The sequence below is a fragment of the Pseudoalteromonas sp. RWi3 genome (assembly GCF_054960735.1).
The window spans coordinates 1-16,359 of record NZ_JBHNYL010000015.1; the positions used below are offsets into that span (position 1 = coordinate 1).

Here is a 16,359-nt window from a genome sequence, read left to right on the forward strand (position 1 = left end):
GGAATAAAGGTATAGCGCTCAACTTTAAGCCGTCAATGCGAAAGTAGGTCATCCTACTGCGTAGCGCACCATGGCTCCAAATACAAGAAAGCCCGACTCATTGAGTCGGGCTTTTTTACGTCTTCAAGAAAGCGAATGTGTACGACAGCGTCAACCTATACACCGTAGCGTGGGTTGAGTATCACGAAACCCACGGATAAATAACGTCACGGACGATGAGATGTAGCATTTGTTATGTGACTCTTTACCGCTGTGGGCACCATGTCATCCTACTGCGTAGCGCACCATGGCTCCCATTAAGAGAAACCCGTTACAGCAATGTGACGGTTTTTTTGTTGTCTGGGATTAATACGAGCTCTCAGCGTAAACCGTTATCTATCAGCCGCACAGCGTCAATTCATACACCGTACCGTGGGTTGAGTAATTGATACCCACGGATAAAAGAACGCGACGAGCACTTCAAAGTCCAATATATCCCTTTAAATAGGTTAAATTTTGGTGGTTAATTGCAAAATTCACTACACGTTCGTATTTTTAAGACATAAAAAAACCGCTTAAAAGCGGTTTTATAGATTTGAGTAGATACTTTTATTTATAGCCGTTAGGGTTGTTACTTTGCCAACGCCAAGTATCTTCCATCATGGTATCAATGCCTCGCTCTGCTTGCCAACCTAGCTCTTGTGAAGCTTTTTCAGGTGCTGCATAGCAGGCTGCGATATCACCTGGTCTACGTGGTGACAATTGGTAAGGAATTTCCTTACCACAGGCTTTGCTAAAAGCATTAAGCATTTCAAGTACTGAGTAGCCATTACCTGTGCCAAGATTATAAACATGTGCACCAGTATCTTGGTCAATTTTGTTAAGTGCTTTTAAGTGGCCAAGCGCTAAATCAACTACATGTATATAATCTCGAACGCCGGTACCATCCACTGTATCGTAGTCATCCCCAAACACGCCCAACTGCTTTAATTTACCTACAGCAACCTGTGAGATATATGGAAGTAGGTTATTTGGAATGCCATTTGGATCTTCACCGATTAAGCCTGATTCGTGAGCACCCACAGGGTTAAAATAACGTAATATTGCAAAAGCAAATCGCTCATCAGATTTAGCGATATCTTGTAACATCATTTCAACCATCAACTTTGATGTACCATAGGGGTTTGTTGTGCCACCTACTGGAAAGTCTTCTTTAATAGGCAAGCTTGCTGGATCGCCATAAACAGTGGCAGATGAGCTAAAAACAAGTTTAAATACACCAGCATCGCGCATTGCATCTACTAATGTGAGAGTGCCTTGAACATTGTTTTGATAATATTCAATTGGCTTTTCAACTGACTCACCAACGGCTTTAAGCCCTGCAAAATGTATTACACTATCAATATTATGCTTATTAAAAACACCATCTAAAAAATTCTTATCAAGAATGTCACCTTGATAAAACTGCGTGCTTTTACCTGTTATCGTTTTTACTCTGTTTAGTGACTCGAGCGAAGAGTTACTCAAGTTATCAATCACAACAACATCGCTATTTTGTGCTAATAACTCAACTACGGTGTGCGAACCTATATATCCTGCACCACCTGTTACTAAAATTGTCATGAAATCTCCATATATAAGCTTAATTAAGCTAATTTCACCATAAAATACCTGCTATTACATGTTTTAAATTTATTATTTTTTTGTATCGAGTTTTTTACTGTATCTTTGATTACACATTTTATATAAATGATAACAATGATAGTAAAAAGGATTAAGCTATAGTTAAGTTGTAGCTGCTAATATTTTAATCAAAGTCATCCCGAGTGTTTTTGGAGAATAATATATGAATACATTAAAAAAAATTGCTGTGGCAATGTTTGTTTTAGTTCCTGCATTTGCACACGCGGGTGAAGCTGTCGTTAAGTGGCATGATTTTGATGATTATCGTGACGTGCGTCCTTCTAATGATGTTAAGGGGGCTTATCACAAACGTATTGCCTCTAGTTTTGAGAAGCACTTTAATAAACTTGCTGCAAAACTACCTGAAGGGTATAAGTTTAGTGTTGAGGTTACTGAGCTTGATCTTGCTGGTGATGTACAATTTGGAGGCATCAATGAGTTTAGAATTATTAAGCCAATTTATATTCCTCGTATTGAATTTAATTACTCTGTAACTGATAAAGACGGGCAAATTTTGAGTGAAAATAACAATGTTTCGCTAAAAGATATGGGCTTTATGGATAGGATTAAAAGAGGTCGTGATGAAGAGTTTTACTATGATAAACGCATGATCACGCAGTGGTTCGATAAAGAATTAATCCCTAAAGTAACCCCACAATAGTGTTTTAAAGCGCTGACTTATTTAAGTAAGCGCCTTTAAAATTATTTGAACGTTGATAATAACTGTAATAACTTTTGTAGTTTAAGCACAGTTAATTTTAGTTTTTCTTCATCTAAACCGTCAGAGCTTAAACTCTCAACATCTGCGGCAACGTTCAGTACGTAAGGTTTGAAGCGTTTAGCTTCAAAATCAAAACCAGCGTCTGCAGGGAACAATGCTTTGAATTTTCCATGACCTTGTTGTTGAAGATCATCTAATTTTTTATCAGCATCAAGTGATTGACGATAAACGATTTTTAAGTTGGCATTGAGTTGCTCAATAATTGATTCCATTTTTTTCCTAAAGCTTAAACTTGCAATGCCGATATAGTACTTGGATTGCAAATAAATGTCAGGTATTGAACTATGAATATATCAGGTGGAAACTTACCAGCCATGAGTGGCGCCGGTGAAAGCGCTGAAGTTTACAGTGCAGCGCTTGCCAAAAAGCAACAGAAAGCGGATGGTGCAGCTGCTCTAGCACTAATTGAAGGTGCAGCTTCGTCTAGTGTTGCACAAACTCCCGCTAAATCTGTTACTGCAACTTTAGGCAACAACGTAAACGTATACGTTTAAATCAGTTTGAGATCGATGGGGGTTTTGCTTTGCTGACCACCAATTTCTCGAACGAGTTTAGGCACTAAAAATCCTGGCAATGCAATAAGCATATCTGCCATTATTTTACGTGCTTGTTTTTCTTCAATATCAAAGTGACTCGCCCCAGCTACTTTGTCTAATAGGTAAAGATAATAAGGTAATATGTCTGCATCAAATAATGCTTCACTTAATGCAATTTGTGCTGAGCTTGAATCATTCACATCTTTTAAGATTACCGCTTGATTCAATAAAGTTACACCCGCTTTTTTTAGTTGCTGCATTGCGGCTTTAAAATCATCATCTATCTCATTGGCATGGTTTATGTGATTTATAAAGACTATTTTCAGGGGGGAGTTTGCTAAACGCTGGCATAGTTCATTAGTGATACGCGCTGGGATCACGACGGGAAGACGACTATGAATACGCATGCGCTTAATTTGCGGTAGCTGTTCAAGTTTATCCATAAACCAACTAATTGCATCATCTTTGGCCATCAGTGGGTCGCCGCCACTGAGAATAACTTCGTTGATATTACTGTCTGATTTTATATATTCTAATGCATCAAGTAAGCTGTGTTTGTTTAACTGATTTTCTTGATAAGGAAAATGACGACGAAAGCAATATCTACAATTCACCGCGCAGCCTGTTTTAAACATAACGAGCACTCTAGACTTATATTTATGGAGTAAGCCTGTTTGTGTATTGTCTTGCTCTGCTAGCGGGTCGTTATTAAAACCTTTTTTATCAATAAACTCTTGATGGCGAGGCATGACCTGCAGTAAAAGTGGGTCGTTAATATCACCATAACGCATTTTTTTTATAAAAGGGACAGGTACGCGCACAGGGAATAAACTGCGAGCTTTTGTATCCTTTTCATGTACTTGGCTTGAAAGCCCGACCATTTCTAGCAAGGTTTTTGGGCAAGTAACTACATTAGCTAATTCTTTTTGCCAGTTTTTATGCAAATTTGCTTCATTTCTTTGTATCATTGGTAAGTAGATTACTCGAAAAATTATTAGACAGAGGAAACGATGGCGAATTATAGCACTAATGAGTTCAAGGGCGGCCTAAAAATTATGATGGACGGCGAACCTTGCAGTATTTTAGAAAATGAAATGGTAAAACCTGGTAAAGGCCAAGCGTTTAACCGTGTTCGTATCCGTAAGCTTATCTCTGGCAAAGTGCTTGAAAAAACATTTAAATCAGGCGAATCAGTTGAAGGCGCTGATGTAATGGATACCGATCTTGCTTATCTTTATACCGATGGTGAGTTTTGGCATTTCATGAATAACGAAACGTTTGAGCAAATTGCCGCGGATGAAAAAGCGTTGGGCGATGCTGTTAAATGGCTCGTTGAAAACGACCTATGTACTATTACATTATGGAACGGCAGCCCAATCGCTGTAACACCGCCTAACTTTGTTGAGCTTGAGATCACTGAAACAGATCCAGGCTTAAAAGGTGACACTGCGGGTACTGGTGGTAAGCCAGCTACATTAAGCACAGGTGCTGTAGTACGTGTTCCTTTGTTTGTACAAATTGGTGAAGTAATTAAAGTAGACACTCGTAGCGGTGAATACGTAGGCCGTGTTAAGTAAGTAATAATACTGTTTAATAGAATCCCGGCTTTAGGCTGGGATTTTTTTTGGAGAAAATTATGTCAGCAGATCTTTGGGAGCCAAGTGCAAAGGTTGCAACCTTGCAGCGACGAGCCGAAATTTTACGGGTTATACGCGAGTTTTTTTACCAACGTAATGTAATGGAAGTTGAAACGCCTAGCCTAAGCGCAGCAAGTGTAACGGATATCCATCTTGCTAGCTTTCAAACTCATTTTGTTGGCCCAGGGCATGCTGCAGGACTCGATTTATATCTACAAACATCGCCTGAATTTGCCATGAAACGATTATTAGCGGCTGGTAGTGGTGCAATTTATCAGATTTGTAAAGCATTTCGAAATGAAGAGGCAGGAAAGCATCATAACCCTGAGTTTACTATGTTGGAATGGTATCGCCCTGAGTTTGATGAGTTTGCATTAATGGATGAAATAGATGAGCTAATGCAGTTAGTTCTCGATGTACTGCCCGCAGAGCGTTTAACCTATCAACAGGCTTTTTCGCAAGTGCTGGGTCTTGATCCGTTAACGGCTTCACTTGAGCAATTACAGCAACTTGCCATTGAACAGGGTTTTGCTGATATTGCTGCAGATGAAACTCATCGAGATACGTTATTGCAGTTGTTATTCTGCATGAAGGTAGAGCCAACAATCGGTCAAGATAGACCTTGCTTTGTATATCATTTTCCAGCATCTCAAGCTGCTTTAGCAAGCATTTGTAGCCACGATGAACGCGTTGCTGGACGGTTTGAGCTTTATTATCAGAACATGGAGCTAGCAAACGGCTTTAATGAGCTTACAGACGCGCAAGAGCAAACGAAAAGGTTTATGGATGATAATGTCTATCGTAAAGCAAATAACTTACCTGAAGTGCCTATAGACTCGCGTTTAATCAAAGCCCTTAAGCATGGTTTACCGCAATGCGCAGGCGTTGCACTTGGGATTGATAGGTTAGTGATGCTAGCGACACAAAAACAAACAATAAAAGAAGTCATCGCATTTGATGTTGATAGGGCTTAATTGAAGAGCTAGGTACTAGGTAACTAGATGCTAGGAAATCCTAGTACCTAGTAACCTATCACCTAGTAACCTAGCACCTATTAATTACAATTCGTAAATAAATGTCACACCTGCAACCATTGGCTCACCAAATTGCGTGTAGGTATGTGATTGCCAACCGTCAGTAGGATCGTTACCAAATTCAAATCCGCGAGTAGGCACTTCTTCATCAAGCACGTTACGTGCCCAAGCACGAATTGACCACATATCAGCCTCGTATCCTGCAGTGAAATTAACTAAGTTAACACTGGGGGCTTGCGAGTTATGACTATCAGAGAAGTAGTAATCATCTTTACCTTCAACACCCATAGTGGCAAATAACTCGTTGGTAAAGTTATAACGCGCAGTAAATGCGTATTGATATTTAGGTGATTGTGCTTGCTCGCGGCCATCTTGGTCTAAACCTGATTTAGCAACGAAATCGTTGATTTTAGTGTTTAAATAGCCCGCGCTACCAGTCAAAAATAAGTCATCGGTTAACTGATAACTACCTTCAATTTCAAGGCCGTAGTTTTCACCAGAACTTGCATTATCAACATAGCCAGTAAACTTTTGGCCATCGACTTGCCACGCTTTAAGCTGCATATCTTCACGGTACATATAAAAAGCCGCTAAGCGAAGAACGAATTTGTCATCTAATGAGCTGCCTTTAACACCAAACTCACCACTCCATAAGTATTCAGGAGCAAAGCTTGTATGATTTTGAAAAAAGTCAGCATCGAGGTTTAGTCCATCATCTTTCGCTTTAGCCAGTGCTTCAGAGTTAATACCGCCAGCTTTATAACCTCGGGTCAGGCTTGTGTAGATCATGGTGCGATCAATCACTTGATATTCAAGGGCTAATTTACCACCAACCATAATATCGTCAGTATCATTAATAAAACCATTGTTATCAGTGTAATCACCTTGGTACTGTTCAACACGCAGGCCGGTAACTAACGTGGTTTTATTACCAATAGGTGTTGCTAATTGGCCATAAGCTGCAATGTTACTAGTTTCGTAAGTTGATAAAAATGGATTGGCAAGCCAAGTGTATTGGCGTTCTAAATCAACATCTCGGCCTTGATAATAAAGCCCGGCTACCCAGTTTCCACCTTTACCGTTAAATTGCAGTTCTGCGGCTTGGTCTTGACGATCACGGAAGTAAATATCTGTCGAGCTATAACCTTCAGGGTGAAGGCCCGCAGCGCACAGAGTTGGCTTACTAGTATCATTACACACCCAATCTTCATCAAAGCTGTAAAGGAGGTCACTATCAATACCAGATAGGTTTAAACTAACGTCAAACAAATCAAATCCAGTGTAAATATTGGCAAGGCCAACAGCAATGCTTTCTTGATTATCTTGGCCAGGCTCATCAGCTACGCTATTACGGCTGTTATCAAGGGTAAATGCATCATAGCCGTTATTTATATCGATATAATGGACACTGAGCTCAGAGCGTAAATCATTAGTCAATTGGCTGTGTAGCTTAAAGCGGCTAACAAGTTCATCTTGTTGTTGTGTTGGTTTATTTAAATAAAGGTTATTTTGATAACCGTCTGATTCACGTTGATAAATACTACCACGCACAGCTGTATCGTTAGTTATACCAGTACCTGCTGCAATACCGGCTTCGTAGCTATTAAAATTACCTGCGCCAAGTTGTACTTTTACACTTGGATCGAGTGTCGGGTCAGCTGATTCCATTTGAATCATACCTGCCATGCCGTCAGCACCAAAGCGAGTACCTTGAGGGCCGCGATAAATTTCAATTTGGTCTACATCAAAAAGTAATGAGCTGCCACCTAATCCTGAGTAATTAATGCCATCAATAACTAATCCAACGGATGGATTAATAGGATCAACAAATTGAGAGCGTAAGCCCACGCCCCTTATTTGAATATAGCGTCCGCGAGATGCTCCAGCACTAAAGTTTACATTAGCAGCACTGGCAAGCATTTCATCTAAGAATGTAGCACCACGTTCATTAATTTCGTGCTCACTGAATAAACTCGCACTAGCGCTTAATGTTTGAATGCTTTCTTTTTGGAAGTCTCCAGTGACCACTATTTTTTCAAGGTCGGTATCTTCCGCAAGCGCTGGAACGCTCAATAATGGTAATAATGCAGCAGTAATTAAAGACAGACGTAGTTTCATTCGGTTTCTTAACTCCATTTCAGGGACGTGCATGATAACAACTATTCTCATTAAAGTCGTGATACCAGCTGTATAAATATGCTATAAACGCGCACAGTATACATAATTAGGAATATTAATATGACCTTTAAAGTGGATTTTAAAGTGCGTGATTATGAATGTGATCTGCAAGGAATAGTAAATAATAGTGTCTACTTTAACTATCTTGAACATGCTCGTCATGAGTTCTTACATGCCAATGGTATTGATTTTGCAAAGCTTGCTCGCGATAAAATAAATCTAGTAGTCATGCGTAGTGAAATGGATTATAAGCAATCACTCAAACCTGGTGATGAATTCTATGTAGTAGTAGAGCCTGAGCGCATTAGTCGCTTAAAGTTTGGTTTTCGTCAAACCGTGATACGTAAATATGATGATAAAGTAATGCTTAAAGCGTTGGTAATAGGTACTTCTGTTAATGAACAGGGTCGTCCTTTTTTACCAGAGGAAATTGATAAGGTATTTTAATTAGCCTAAATAAGCGCTGATGTTGAAAGTTTATTACTATCTTAGAACAATTTTTTACATTAAAAACATGCATTATTAACGGTATCTATGGTTAATTATTGTTATTATGTTCCGATTGAATTTTAGGTTAATAATTACATGAAATTAGCAGCAATACCGATGCTTATTGTCGGTCTTTGTATTGGCTGCTCATCGACAGGGACAGTCACCAGTGAGCAATTAAAATACACTAAGTGGCAACTATCACGTGTAGATGGTTTAGCAATTCCAGCGTCTTATAGCGCGTCGTTAAGTTTTATTGAAGCATTGCAAGTTAATGGGTTTGCTGGTTGTAATAAATTTTTTGGTGAAGGCGATTTAACTAATAACCAGCTAAGTATTAATAAACTCGGTATGACGAGAAAATCATGTGGCGAGAAACTCGATCAATTTGAGCAACAGCTATTAGATTCGCTAAAGCAAGGAGCGCAAGTTCAGTTGCAATCGCAGCAGCTGATTTTAAATGGCAAGCAAACTTTTGTGTTTGTTCCTGCAAGTTAACCGCTTGCAGGCTTACACCATCTAACGTACACTCAACCTCGAAATCAAAGAATTTTACTTGTCGGAGTGCCTTGAGTATTAACTTAAAGGCTGAGATCGCGAAAGCGGGATCCGTGAACCTGATCAGGCTAACACCTGCGTAGGGAACAAGCTGCCTTTACTGGTGCTTGTGTGCCATGTTTTGGCCACAAGCCCTGTGGCTGCCAAGGTTGGTAGTACATGAATAATACCAATCTACGATCCATGTAGCACTTGCTACTCTCTATTGCGTTTGCAATATCTGACAAGACAACCCTTTTAGCAATGAGGTAAGTCATGTCAAACACATCAAATAAACCGTCTCGCCGCGAAACTCGTGCGGCTGCATCAGATTATATTTATAACCTTACAGGGCAACCATTCCCAAGTTCTCATAAAGTGTATGTTGAAGGCACCCAAGAAAATGTACGTGTGGGTATGCGTGAAATCACCCTAAGCGACACTTTTGTAGGTGGTACAGATGAGAATCCAATCTATGAGCCGAATCAACCGCTACGCGTATATGATACATCAGGCCCTTATACCGATCCTGAATTTACGCTCGATGTACGTAAAGGGTTAGATAAATACCGCGAACAGTGGATTGAAAGCCGTGGCGACACTGAGATATTAGAGTCAGTGACGTCACAATTTTCACAGCAACGTATGGCCGATGAAGGGCTCGATCATATTCGCTTTGAGCACCTTCCTAAAATACGCCGTGCTAAAGCAGGTAAAAATGTCACGCAAATGCACTATGCACGCCAAGGAATTATCACCCCTGAAATGGAGTATGTGGCAGTACGTGAAAATATGGGCCGGGCAGAAATACGTAAAGAGCTATTAGCTGAACAACATAAGGGCGAGTCATTTGGGGCGAGTATTCCTGAGTTTATTACTCCGGAATTTGTTCGTGATGAAATCGCTCGTGGCCGTGCCATATTACCAAATAACATCAATCACCCTGAAACAGAACCCATGATAGTTGGCCGTAACTTTTTAGTTAAGGTGAATGCAAATATTGGTAATTCATCGGTAAGTTCATCTATCGAAGAAGAAGTTGAAAAAATGGTTTGGTCAACCCGTTGGGGCGCCGACACTGTAATGGATTTATCAACTGGGCGCTATATTCATGAAACGCGTGAGTGGGTAGTACGTAACTCACCAGTACCAATTGGTACCGTACCCATTTATCAAGCGCTTGAAAAAGTAAATGGTGTAGCAGAGGATTTAACGTGGGAGATATTCCGCGATACTCTGATTGAACAAGCTGAGCAAGGCGTTGATTACTTTACTATTCACGCAGGTGTGTTACTTCGATATGTACCAATGACAGCCAAACGTGTGACGGGCATCGTATCACGTGGCGGGTCTATTATGGCGAAGTGGTGTTTAGCACACCATAAAGAAAACTTCCTTTACACTCACTTTGAAGATATCTGCGAGATTTTAAAACAATACGATGTCTGTTTTTCACTCGGTGATGGCCTGCGCCCAGGTTCTATTGCGGATGCTAACGATGAAGCACAATTTAGTGAGCTACGCACCTTAGGCGAACTGACAAAAATAGCGTGGAAACACGATGTACAAGTATTCATTGAAGGCCCAGGCCATGTGCCAATGCACATGATTAAAGATAATATGGAAGAGCAGCTTAAGCATTGTGACGAAGCGCCTTTTTATACTTTAGGCCCATTAACGACTGACATCGCCCCAGGTTATGATCACATTACGTCGGGTATTGGTGCGGCGCAAATTGCTTGGTATGGCTGTGCCATGTTGTGTTACGTAACACCTAAAGAACACTTAGGCTTACCAAATAAAGAAGACGTTAAAGAAGGCTTGATTACCTACAAAATAGCAGCTCATGCTGCGGATTTAGCTAAAGGTCACCCTGGTGCACAAGAGCGTGACAATGCGTTATCTAAAGCGCGTTTTGAGTTCCGCTGGCATGACCAATTTAATATTGGCTTGGACCCTGAGCGTGCCCGTGAATATCATGATGAAACTTTACCGCAAGAGTCAGGCAAAGTAGCGCATTTTTGCTCTATGTGTGGACCAAAGTTCTGCTCAATGAAAATCACCCAAGAAGTCCGCGAATACGCCAAAGATCTCGAATCGCGTGGTATCGACCCTAATAATGTGGGAGATGCGATTGAAATTAAGATGGTCGATGTAGAGGCTGAAATGAAAGCGAAATCTGAAGAGTTTAAGCAAACAGGCTCAGAGATTTATCATAAAGCGATATAAAACTAGTTATAAGCGATAAGCTTTAAGTTGTAAGCACTTGCTTATGACTTAAAGCTTTTGACTTAAAGCTTAGAGGTTATTATGTCTTACAACATTGCGGTGGTGGGGCTTGGCTTAACAGGGCGTTTGGCGGCGCTTGAATTAAGCTTAGCGCATAATGTGACCGTGTATGAAGCTGATGACGCTCAGGCGTTAAATAGTGCTGGGCGTGTTGCTGCCGCTATGCTTGCGCCTTTAGCTGAATCAGTATTGTGTGAACCAGACTTGGCGCTAATGGGGCTTGACTCAATAAGTCGTTGGCCCGGAATTTTAGCGCAGCTAGACGATACTGTGTTTTTTCAGCAGCAAGGCACGCTGGTGGTTGCTCATCAACAAGATAGAGGCGACTTACAGAGCTTTACTGAACGTTTAAAACCGTTAGCTAATCACCATGCTCAGCAATTAAGTGGTGCACATATTAGTGAGCTTGAACCTGAATTATCTGGGCGCTTTAATCAAGGCGTTTACTTACCTTGTGAAGGGCAAATAGATAATCAGGCATTTTATCAAGCAAGCTTTAAAACGCTTAAAGCGCGCGGTGTGAAGTTCAATTTTGGTGAAAATATCAATTGTCAGCAGCTACAGCAATCACATGATTACATTTTTGATTGCAGAGGCTTAGGTGCTAAAAGTGCACAGTGTAAACTGCGTGGTGTTCGTGGTGAAGTGATTCGTTTACACGCGCCCGAGGTTAATCTGACGCGTCCTGTACGGTTAATGCACCCGCGCTACCCATTGTATATTGCGCCTAAACCAAATCATGAATACGTTGTTGGCGCGACCGAAATAGAATCGCAAGATAATGGACCTGCAACGGTACGCTCAACCCTTGAGTTGTTATCGGCGGTGTATACGGTACATAGTGGGTTTGCTGAAGCACGTATTATCAACATTCAAACAGGTTTGCGCCCCGCATTTAGTGATAATCGCCCACAAGTAAAACGCCAAGCTAAGGTGATCAGTATTAATGGTCTGTACCGACATGGTTACTTACTTGCACCAAGCTTAGTAGCTGAAGCCGTCGCGTTAATTAAATAGGTTAAAAAATGAAGATTACAATTAATGGTCAGCCGTTTGAAACTAAAAACCAAACGACATTAGCTAATGTACTTGCAAAGTTTGGTGCTAAAGAACCCTTTGCAGTAGCGTTAAATGGCGATTTTATCCCACGTAAAAATTGTGATGAGATTGTAATTACGCAAGGCGATAGCCTCGAGCTACTTTCGCCCATTCAAGGGGGCTAACATGAGAGACAGTTTTAACATTTATGGTGAACAAATAACCAGTCGTTTATTAATTGGTTCAGCCCTTTACCCGTCGCCTGCGATTATGGCCGATTCAATTAAGGCTTCAGGCGCACAAGTGGTTACTGTTTCGCTGCGACGCCAGCAAAATGCTGCCGCAGGGGATGATTTTTGGCAGCTGATAAAAGATACTGGTTTAAAGATTTTACCCAATACCGCAGGATGCCATAGTGTCAAAGAAGCGATAACGCTGGCACAAATGTGTCGCGAAGTATTTGCTACCGATTGGATAAAGCTCGAACTGATAGGCGATGAATACAATCTTCAGCCTGACCCATTTGCGTTGCTAGAGGCAACAAAAATACTGATGGATGATGGTTTTAAAGTTTTACCATATTGCACCGATGACTTAGTACTTTGCCAGCGATTAGCTGATGTTGGCTGCGAGGTATTGATGCCATGGGGAGCGCCAATAGGCACAGGCAAAGGGTTATTAAACCAATACAATTTAAAAACCATTCGCGAGCGTCTACCCGAGTTAACATTGATAGTTGATGCAGGGCTTGGTTTGCCTTCTCATGCATGCCAAGCGCTTGAGCTTGGTTATGATGGTGTTTTGTTAAATTCGGCTATTGCAGGGGCGGGTTGCCCTGTTACCATGAGTCATGCCTTTAAAGCGGCGGTCGATGCTGGGCGCTTTGCTTATACAGCCAAAGCCATGCCAGAAAAAGACGTTGCCGCGCCATCAACACCCACGATGGGTATGCCTTTTTGGCATCAAACGTAATAAATTAGGAAGTAATAATGAATCAAGTTGTTTGGACAATTGCTGGCTCAGACTCTGGCGGTGGTGCAGGTATTCAAGCTGATATAAAAGCCATGCAAAGTTTTGGCGTACATGGCTGCACAGCCATTACTGCACTCACGGCACAAAACAGTTTAGGTGTTGAGGCATTAAACCCCATATCAACAGAGGTGATTGAATCACAACTACTTGCCCTTGCCAGCGACATGAAAGCGAGCGTGATTAAAATCGGCATGCTCGCCAACGTACAGCAAATACAGCTTATTAGTGAGCATATTAAGCATTATCAAGCCACATGGCCAACCCCCCCTTTAGTGGTTTATGACCCGGTAGCTATTGCTAGTAGCGGTGATTTACTCACAGAGGAAGATACCGTCAGCGCAATAAAAGAATGTTTATTGCCGCTGGTGGATGTGATCACCCCAAACACCCATGAAACCCAATTATTAACGGGTGTTTACTTAATTGGCCCAAGCGCGGTTATTGAGGCGGCTGAAAAGCTACAACGCTGGGGTGCAAAAGCCGTGGTGATCAAAGGTGGGCATTGGGATTACCCCAGTGGCTACTGCATAGATTATTGCCGTGAAAACACCACTGATGGCGCAAATGAATATTGGCTAGGTAATGAAAAAATAGCCACACCGCATAATCACGGTACAGGCTGTAGCATGGCGTCTGTTATTGCGGCGTGCTTAGCAAAACAATACCCACTTAAAGATGCATTTATTTTAGCAAAAGCGTATATAAACCAAGGATTAAAAGCGGCTGTGCGTTATGGCGAAGGCATTGGCCCTGTTGCACAAACTAGCTTCCCACAAAATATTGACGATTACCCACAAGTTATTGAAGCAGGCAGTTTGCTTGGTGATGAGCTAGACTTTGATGCACCGAATGAGTTTACTATGGCTGCTAATTTTGCAGCGTGTGAAAGCAAGCAGCTAGGTTTATATGCGGTAGTTGATACCGTTGATTGGCTAGAAAAGTGCTTAGCGCAAGGCATTAAAACCGTGCAGTTACGTATCAAACAGGGCAGTGAAGCCGAGCTTGAAACTGCTGTTGTTGCCGCCGTTACGCTTGGCCAAAAATATGAAGGTAACGTGTATATAAACGATCATTGGCAACTTGCAATTAAGCATAGTGCTTACGGCGTACATTTAGGCCAAGAAGATTTGTTAAAGGCAAACCTAGTCGCTATTAAAGAGGCAGGTTTACGCTTAGGGCTTTCAACTCATGGCTTTTATGAAATGATCCGCGCACATAATTATCGCCCAAGTTATATGGCGTTTGGTGCTATTTACCCAACCACCACCAAAGATATGACAGGGCAAATTCAAGGTCTTGAAAAGCTCAAACACTTTGTGCCGTTAATGCAAGGTTACCCGACAGTCGCGATTGGTGGTATCGACTTATCCCGTGCCAGTGAAGTGGCTGCAACTGGTGTTGGCAGTGTAGCAGTGGTAAGAGCCATTACCGAAGCTGATGATTACCAACAAGCTATTGCAGACTTACAAAGGGCTATAGGTCATTAAATAATGAGTGAGTTATCTGACAAAGAGCAGCTGCGTTATAGCCGTCACTTAATGCTCAAAGAAGTGGGTTTTGAAGGTCAGCTAAAATTAAAAGCAGCCCATGTGGTGGTAGTTGGTGCGGGCGGTTTAGGCAGCCCAGCACTGTTATATTTAGCAGCCTCTGGCGTGGGAGAACTCACTTTATTGGATGACGATAAAGTTGAGCTTTCTAACTTGCAGCGCCAAGTACTTTATAAAGTAAACCATTTAGGGCAAGCCAAAGTGAGCGCCGCTGGTAAAGTGCTTGGTAGTTTAAATAATCAAATTACTGTGAATAGCGTCGAGCAGCAATTAACTGAACAAAATGCCGAGCAAGTTTTTACCGGGGCTACCTTGGTGCTTGATTGCAGTGATAACTTTACTACGCGTTATACCGTTAACCGTTTTTGTTTAAAGGCAGGGATTCCGCTGATATCAGGTGCGGCGATAGCCAGTGAAGGGCAGTTGATGTGTTTTGATTTTCGAAAGGCAGATAGCCCTTGCTACGGCTGCTTGTTTCCAGAGCAACCAACAGAGCAAGCGTTAAATTGTGATAATGCTGGCGTATTAAGCCCGTTATTGGGAGTAATAGGTTCAATGCAGGCACTATTGGCAATTAACCTGATTTTGGGTCACCACGAGGGGAGTCAGTTTGTGCGCTTTGATGGATTGAGTTTGACGCAACAGCAGTTTAGATTAACTAAAGCACCTGAATGCACTGAATGTGGATTGTAATGAAAGCGCGAGGTAACACTCGCGCTTGCTATTGTTAATCGTTTATTTTGGCGAACGGTGTGCCCATGCGGGTTACCGTTTCAGGTTGCTGATCAGCTAAGATTTCTGCCTGATTAGCGCCCCACGCTAAAATAACCGTTGAGCCGAGCTTAAAGCGGCCCATTTCTTCACCTTTTTTCAAGGTGATTGCGTTATCGCCTGTGGTTGGGTAATTCCAACTAAATACGTCTTTCCCTGCTGGTGGTGTTACCGTACCAGCCCAAATAGTTTCAATGCTAGCGACAATCGTTGCACCGACTAATACCATCGCAAGCGGGCCAATTTCGGTGTCAAAAATCGCGACTACACGTTCATTACGGGCAAACAAGTTAGGCACATTTTGTGCTGTTAGTGGGTTCACCGAAAATAAATCACCTGGCACGTAAATCATTTTGCTTAATGTGCCGTCGATAGGCATATGAATACGATGGTAATCTTTTGGTGCTAAATAAATCGTCGCAAACTCACCACCTAAAAATGGCGCTGTGTCTTGCTCTGAGCCACCAAGTAATGCTTGTAAGCTGTAATCGTGACCTTTAGCTTGAATAAGTTGGCCATCAACAATTGCGCCAAGCTGGCTAATTGCACCATCCACAGGGTGAGCGATTATGTCACTTTGCGCATCTAACGGGCGTACACCTTCTTTAAGCGGACGGGTAAAAAATTCATTAAAGGTTTTATAATGAGCAGGATCTGAATATTGTGCCTCGCTCATATCTATTTTGTACTGCTTAATAAATAATTTGATTAACCATGTTGTTAAGCCACCAAGTTGTGCAGCAGCTAATTTACCTACCATGCGCGATAGAAAATGTTTTGGCATTGCATATTGCATGGTAATTTTGAATTTATCTAAACTCACTTGTT

The 16,359-nt window shown here is 41.6% G+C and carries 17 protein-coding genes and 1 riboswitch; of the genes, 12 read left to right on the top strand and 5 right to left on the bottom strand.

What is annotated here, in order from left to right:
• Positions 1 to 588: 588 nt before the first annotated feature.
• Complete coding sequence (galE, locus tag ACFI4Z_RS15655; protein WP_462671391.1) at positions 589 to 1,602, bottom strand: UDP-glucose 4-epimerase GalE; 1,014 nt, start codon at positions 1,600 to 1,602, stop codon at positions 589 to 591.
• Between the two features lie 223 nt (positions 1,603 to 1,825).
• Here galE and ACFI4Z_RS15660 point away from each other — a divergent pair, with 223 nt between their 5' ends.
• Positions 1,826 to 2,323 (top strand): DUF3016 domain-containing protein, encoded by a 498-nt coding sequence (locus ACFI4Z_RS15660; RefSeq protein ID WP_462671392.1) that lies wholly within the window; start codon positions 1,826 to 1,828, stop codon positions 2,321 to 2,323.
• Between the two features lie 41 nt (positions 2,324 to 2,364).
• On the opposite strand, the gene ACFI4Z_RS15665 is transcribed toward ACFI4Z_RS15660, so the two are convergent.
• A complete protein-coding gene (locus tag ACFI4Z_RS15665) occupies positions 2,365 to 2,655 on the bottom strand; it encodes a prephenate dehydrogenase (protein WP_462671393.1) in 291 nt (96 codons plus the stop codon).
• Positions 2,656 to 2,727: 72 nt separating this feature from the next.
• Here ACFI4Z_RS15665 and ACFI4Z_RS15670 point away from each other — a divergent pair, with 72 nt between their 5' ends.
• Positions 2,728 to 2,937: a hypothetical protein gene (locus ACFI4Z_RS15670; RefSeq protein WP_087534599.1), complete on the top strand. Its 210-nt coding sequence runs from the start codon at positions 2,728 to 2,730 to the stop codon at positions 2,935 to 2,937.
• Here the strand turns inward: ACFI4Z_RS15670 and epmB are convergent.
• Entirely contained in the window at positions 2,934 to 3,947 is a 1,014-nt protein-coding gene (gene epmB, locus ACFI4Z_RS15675) for an EF-P beta-lysylation protein EpmB (RefSeq protein ID WP_462671394.1), read from the bottom strand. The genes ACFI4Z_RS15670 and epmB overlap by 4 nt on opposite strands.
• Positions 3,948 to 3,989: 42 nt before the next feature.
• Here epmB and efp point away from each other — a divergent pair, with 42 nt between their 5' ends.
• Both efp and epmA read left to right on the top strand, forming a co-directional pair.
• Positions 3,990 to 4,556 carry an elongation factor P gene (gene efp, locus ACFI4Z_RS15680; RefSeq protein ID WP_099297804.1) on the top strand — a complete coding sequence of 189 codons (567 nt, stop codon included), beginning with the start codon at positions 3,990 to 3,992 and terminating at the stop codon, positions 4,554 to 4,556.
• Positions 4,557 to 4,615: 59 nt separating this feature from the next.
• Complete coding sequence (gene epmA / locus ACFI4Z_RS15685; protein WP_462671395.1) at positions 4,616 to 5,590, top strand: elongation factor P--(R)-beta-lysine ligase; 975 nt, start codon at positions 4,616 to 4,618, stop codon at positions 5,588 to 5,590.
• Between the two features lie 84 nt (positions 5,591 to 5,674).
• Here the strand turns inward: epmA and ACFI4Z_RS15690 are convergent, their stop codons facing one another.
• Positions 5,675 to 7,768, bottom strand: a complete 2,094-nt coding sequence (locus ACFI4Z_RS15690) for a TonB-dependent receptor (RefSeq protein ID WP_462671396.1) — start codon at positions 7,766 to 7,768, stop codon at positions 5,675 to 5,677.
• A 120-nt stretch (positions 7,769 to 7,888) separates the two neighbouring features.
• Between ACFI4Z_RS15690 and ACFI4Z_RS15695 the strand changes: the two genes are divergently transcribed.
• The 8 genes from ACFI4Z_RS15695 (at position 7,889) to ACFI4Z_RS15730 (ending at position 15,453) form a co-directional block, all read left to right on the top strand.
• Entirely contained in the window at positions 7,889 to 8,275 is a 387-nt protein-coding gene (locus ACFI4Z_RS15695) for an acyl-CoA thioesterase (protein WP_462671397.1), read from the top strand.
• 138 nt (positions 8,276 to 8,413) lie between these two features.
• On the top strand, positions 8,414 to 8,815 hold the full coding sequence (locus ACFI4Z_RS15700) for an META domain-containing protein (RefSeq protein ID WP_462671398.1): 402 nt from the start codon (positions 8,414 to 8,416) through the stop codon (positions 8,813 to 8,815).
• Between the two features lie 52 nt (positions 8,816 to 8,867).
• Positions 8,868 to 8,978, top strand: a riboswitch (TPP riboswitch).
• Between the two features lie 152 nt (positions 8,979 to 9,130).
• Positions 9,131 to 11,083, top strand: a complete 1,953-nt coding sequence (gene thiC / locus ACFI4Z_RS15705; protein WP_462671399.1) for a phosphomethylpyrimidine synthase ThiC — start codon at positions 9,131 to 9,133, stop codon at positions 11,081 to 11,083.
• An 81-nt stretch (positions 11,084 to 11,164) separates the two neighbouring features.
• Positions 11,165 to 12,160: an FAD-dependent oxidoreductase gene (locus tag ACFI4Z_RS15710; RefSeq protein ID WP_462671400.1), complete on the top strand. Its 996-nt coding sequence runs from the start codon at positions 11,165 to 11,167 to the stop codon at positions 12,158 to 12,160.
• A gap of 8 nt (positions 12,161 to 12,168) precedes the next feature.
• Entirely contained in the window at positions 12,169 to 12,366 is a 198-nt protein-coding gene (gene thiS, locus ACFI4Z_RS15715) for a sulfur carrier protein ThiS (protein WP_462671401.1), read from the top strand.
• A 1-nt stretch (position 12,367) separates the two neighbouring features.
• Positions 12,368 to 13,153: a thiazole synthase gene (locus ACFI4Z_RS15720; RefSeq protein ID WP_462671402.1), complete on the top strand. Its 786-nt coding sequence runs from the start codon at positions 12,368 to 12,370 to the stop codon at positions 13,151 to 13,153.
• A 17-nt stretch (positions 13,154 to 13,170) separates the two neighbouring features.
• Positions 13,171 to 14,700, top strand: a complete 1,530-nt coding sequence (gene thiE, locus ACFI4Z_RS15725) for a thiamine phosphate synthase (protein ID WP_462671403.1) — start codon at positions 13,171 to 13,173, stop codon at positions 14,698 to 14,700.
• 3 nt (positions 14,701 to 14,703) lie between these two features.
• Positions 14,704 to 15,453 carry a HesA/MoeB/ThiF family protein gene (locus ACFI4Z_RS15730; RefSeq protein ID WP_462671404.1) on the top strand — a complete coding sequence of 250 codons (750 nt, stop codon included), beginning with the start codon at positions 14,704 to 14,706 and terminating at the stop codon, positions 15,451 to 15,453.
• 34 nt (positions 15,454 to 15,487) lie between these two features.
• Here the strand turns inward: ACFI4Z_RS15730 and asd are convergent, their stop codons facing one another.
• On the bottom strand, positions 15,488 to 16,354 hold the full coding sequence (asd, locus tag ACFI4Z_RS15735; RefSeq protein ID WP_462671405.1) for an archaetidylserine decarboxylase: 867 nt from the start codon (positions 16,352 to 16,354) through the stop codon (positions 15,488 to 15,490).
• Positions 16,355 to 16,359: the final 5 nt, after the last annotated feature.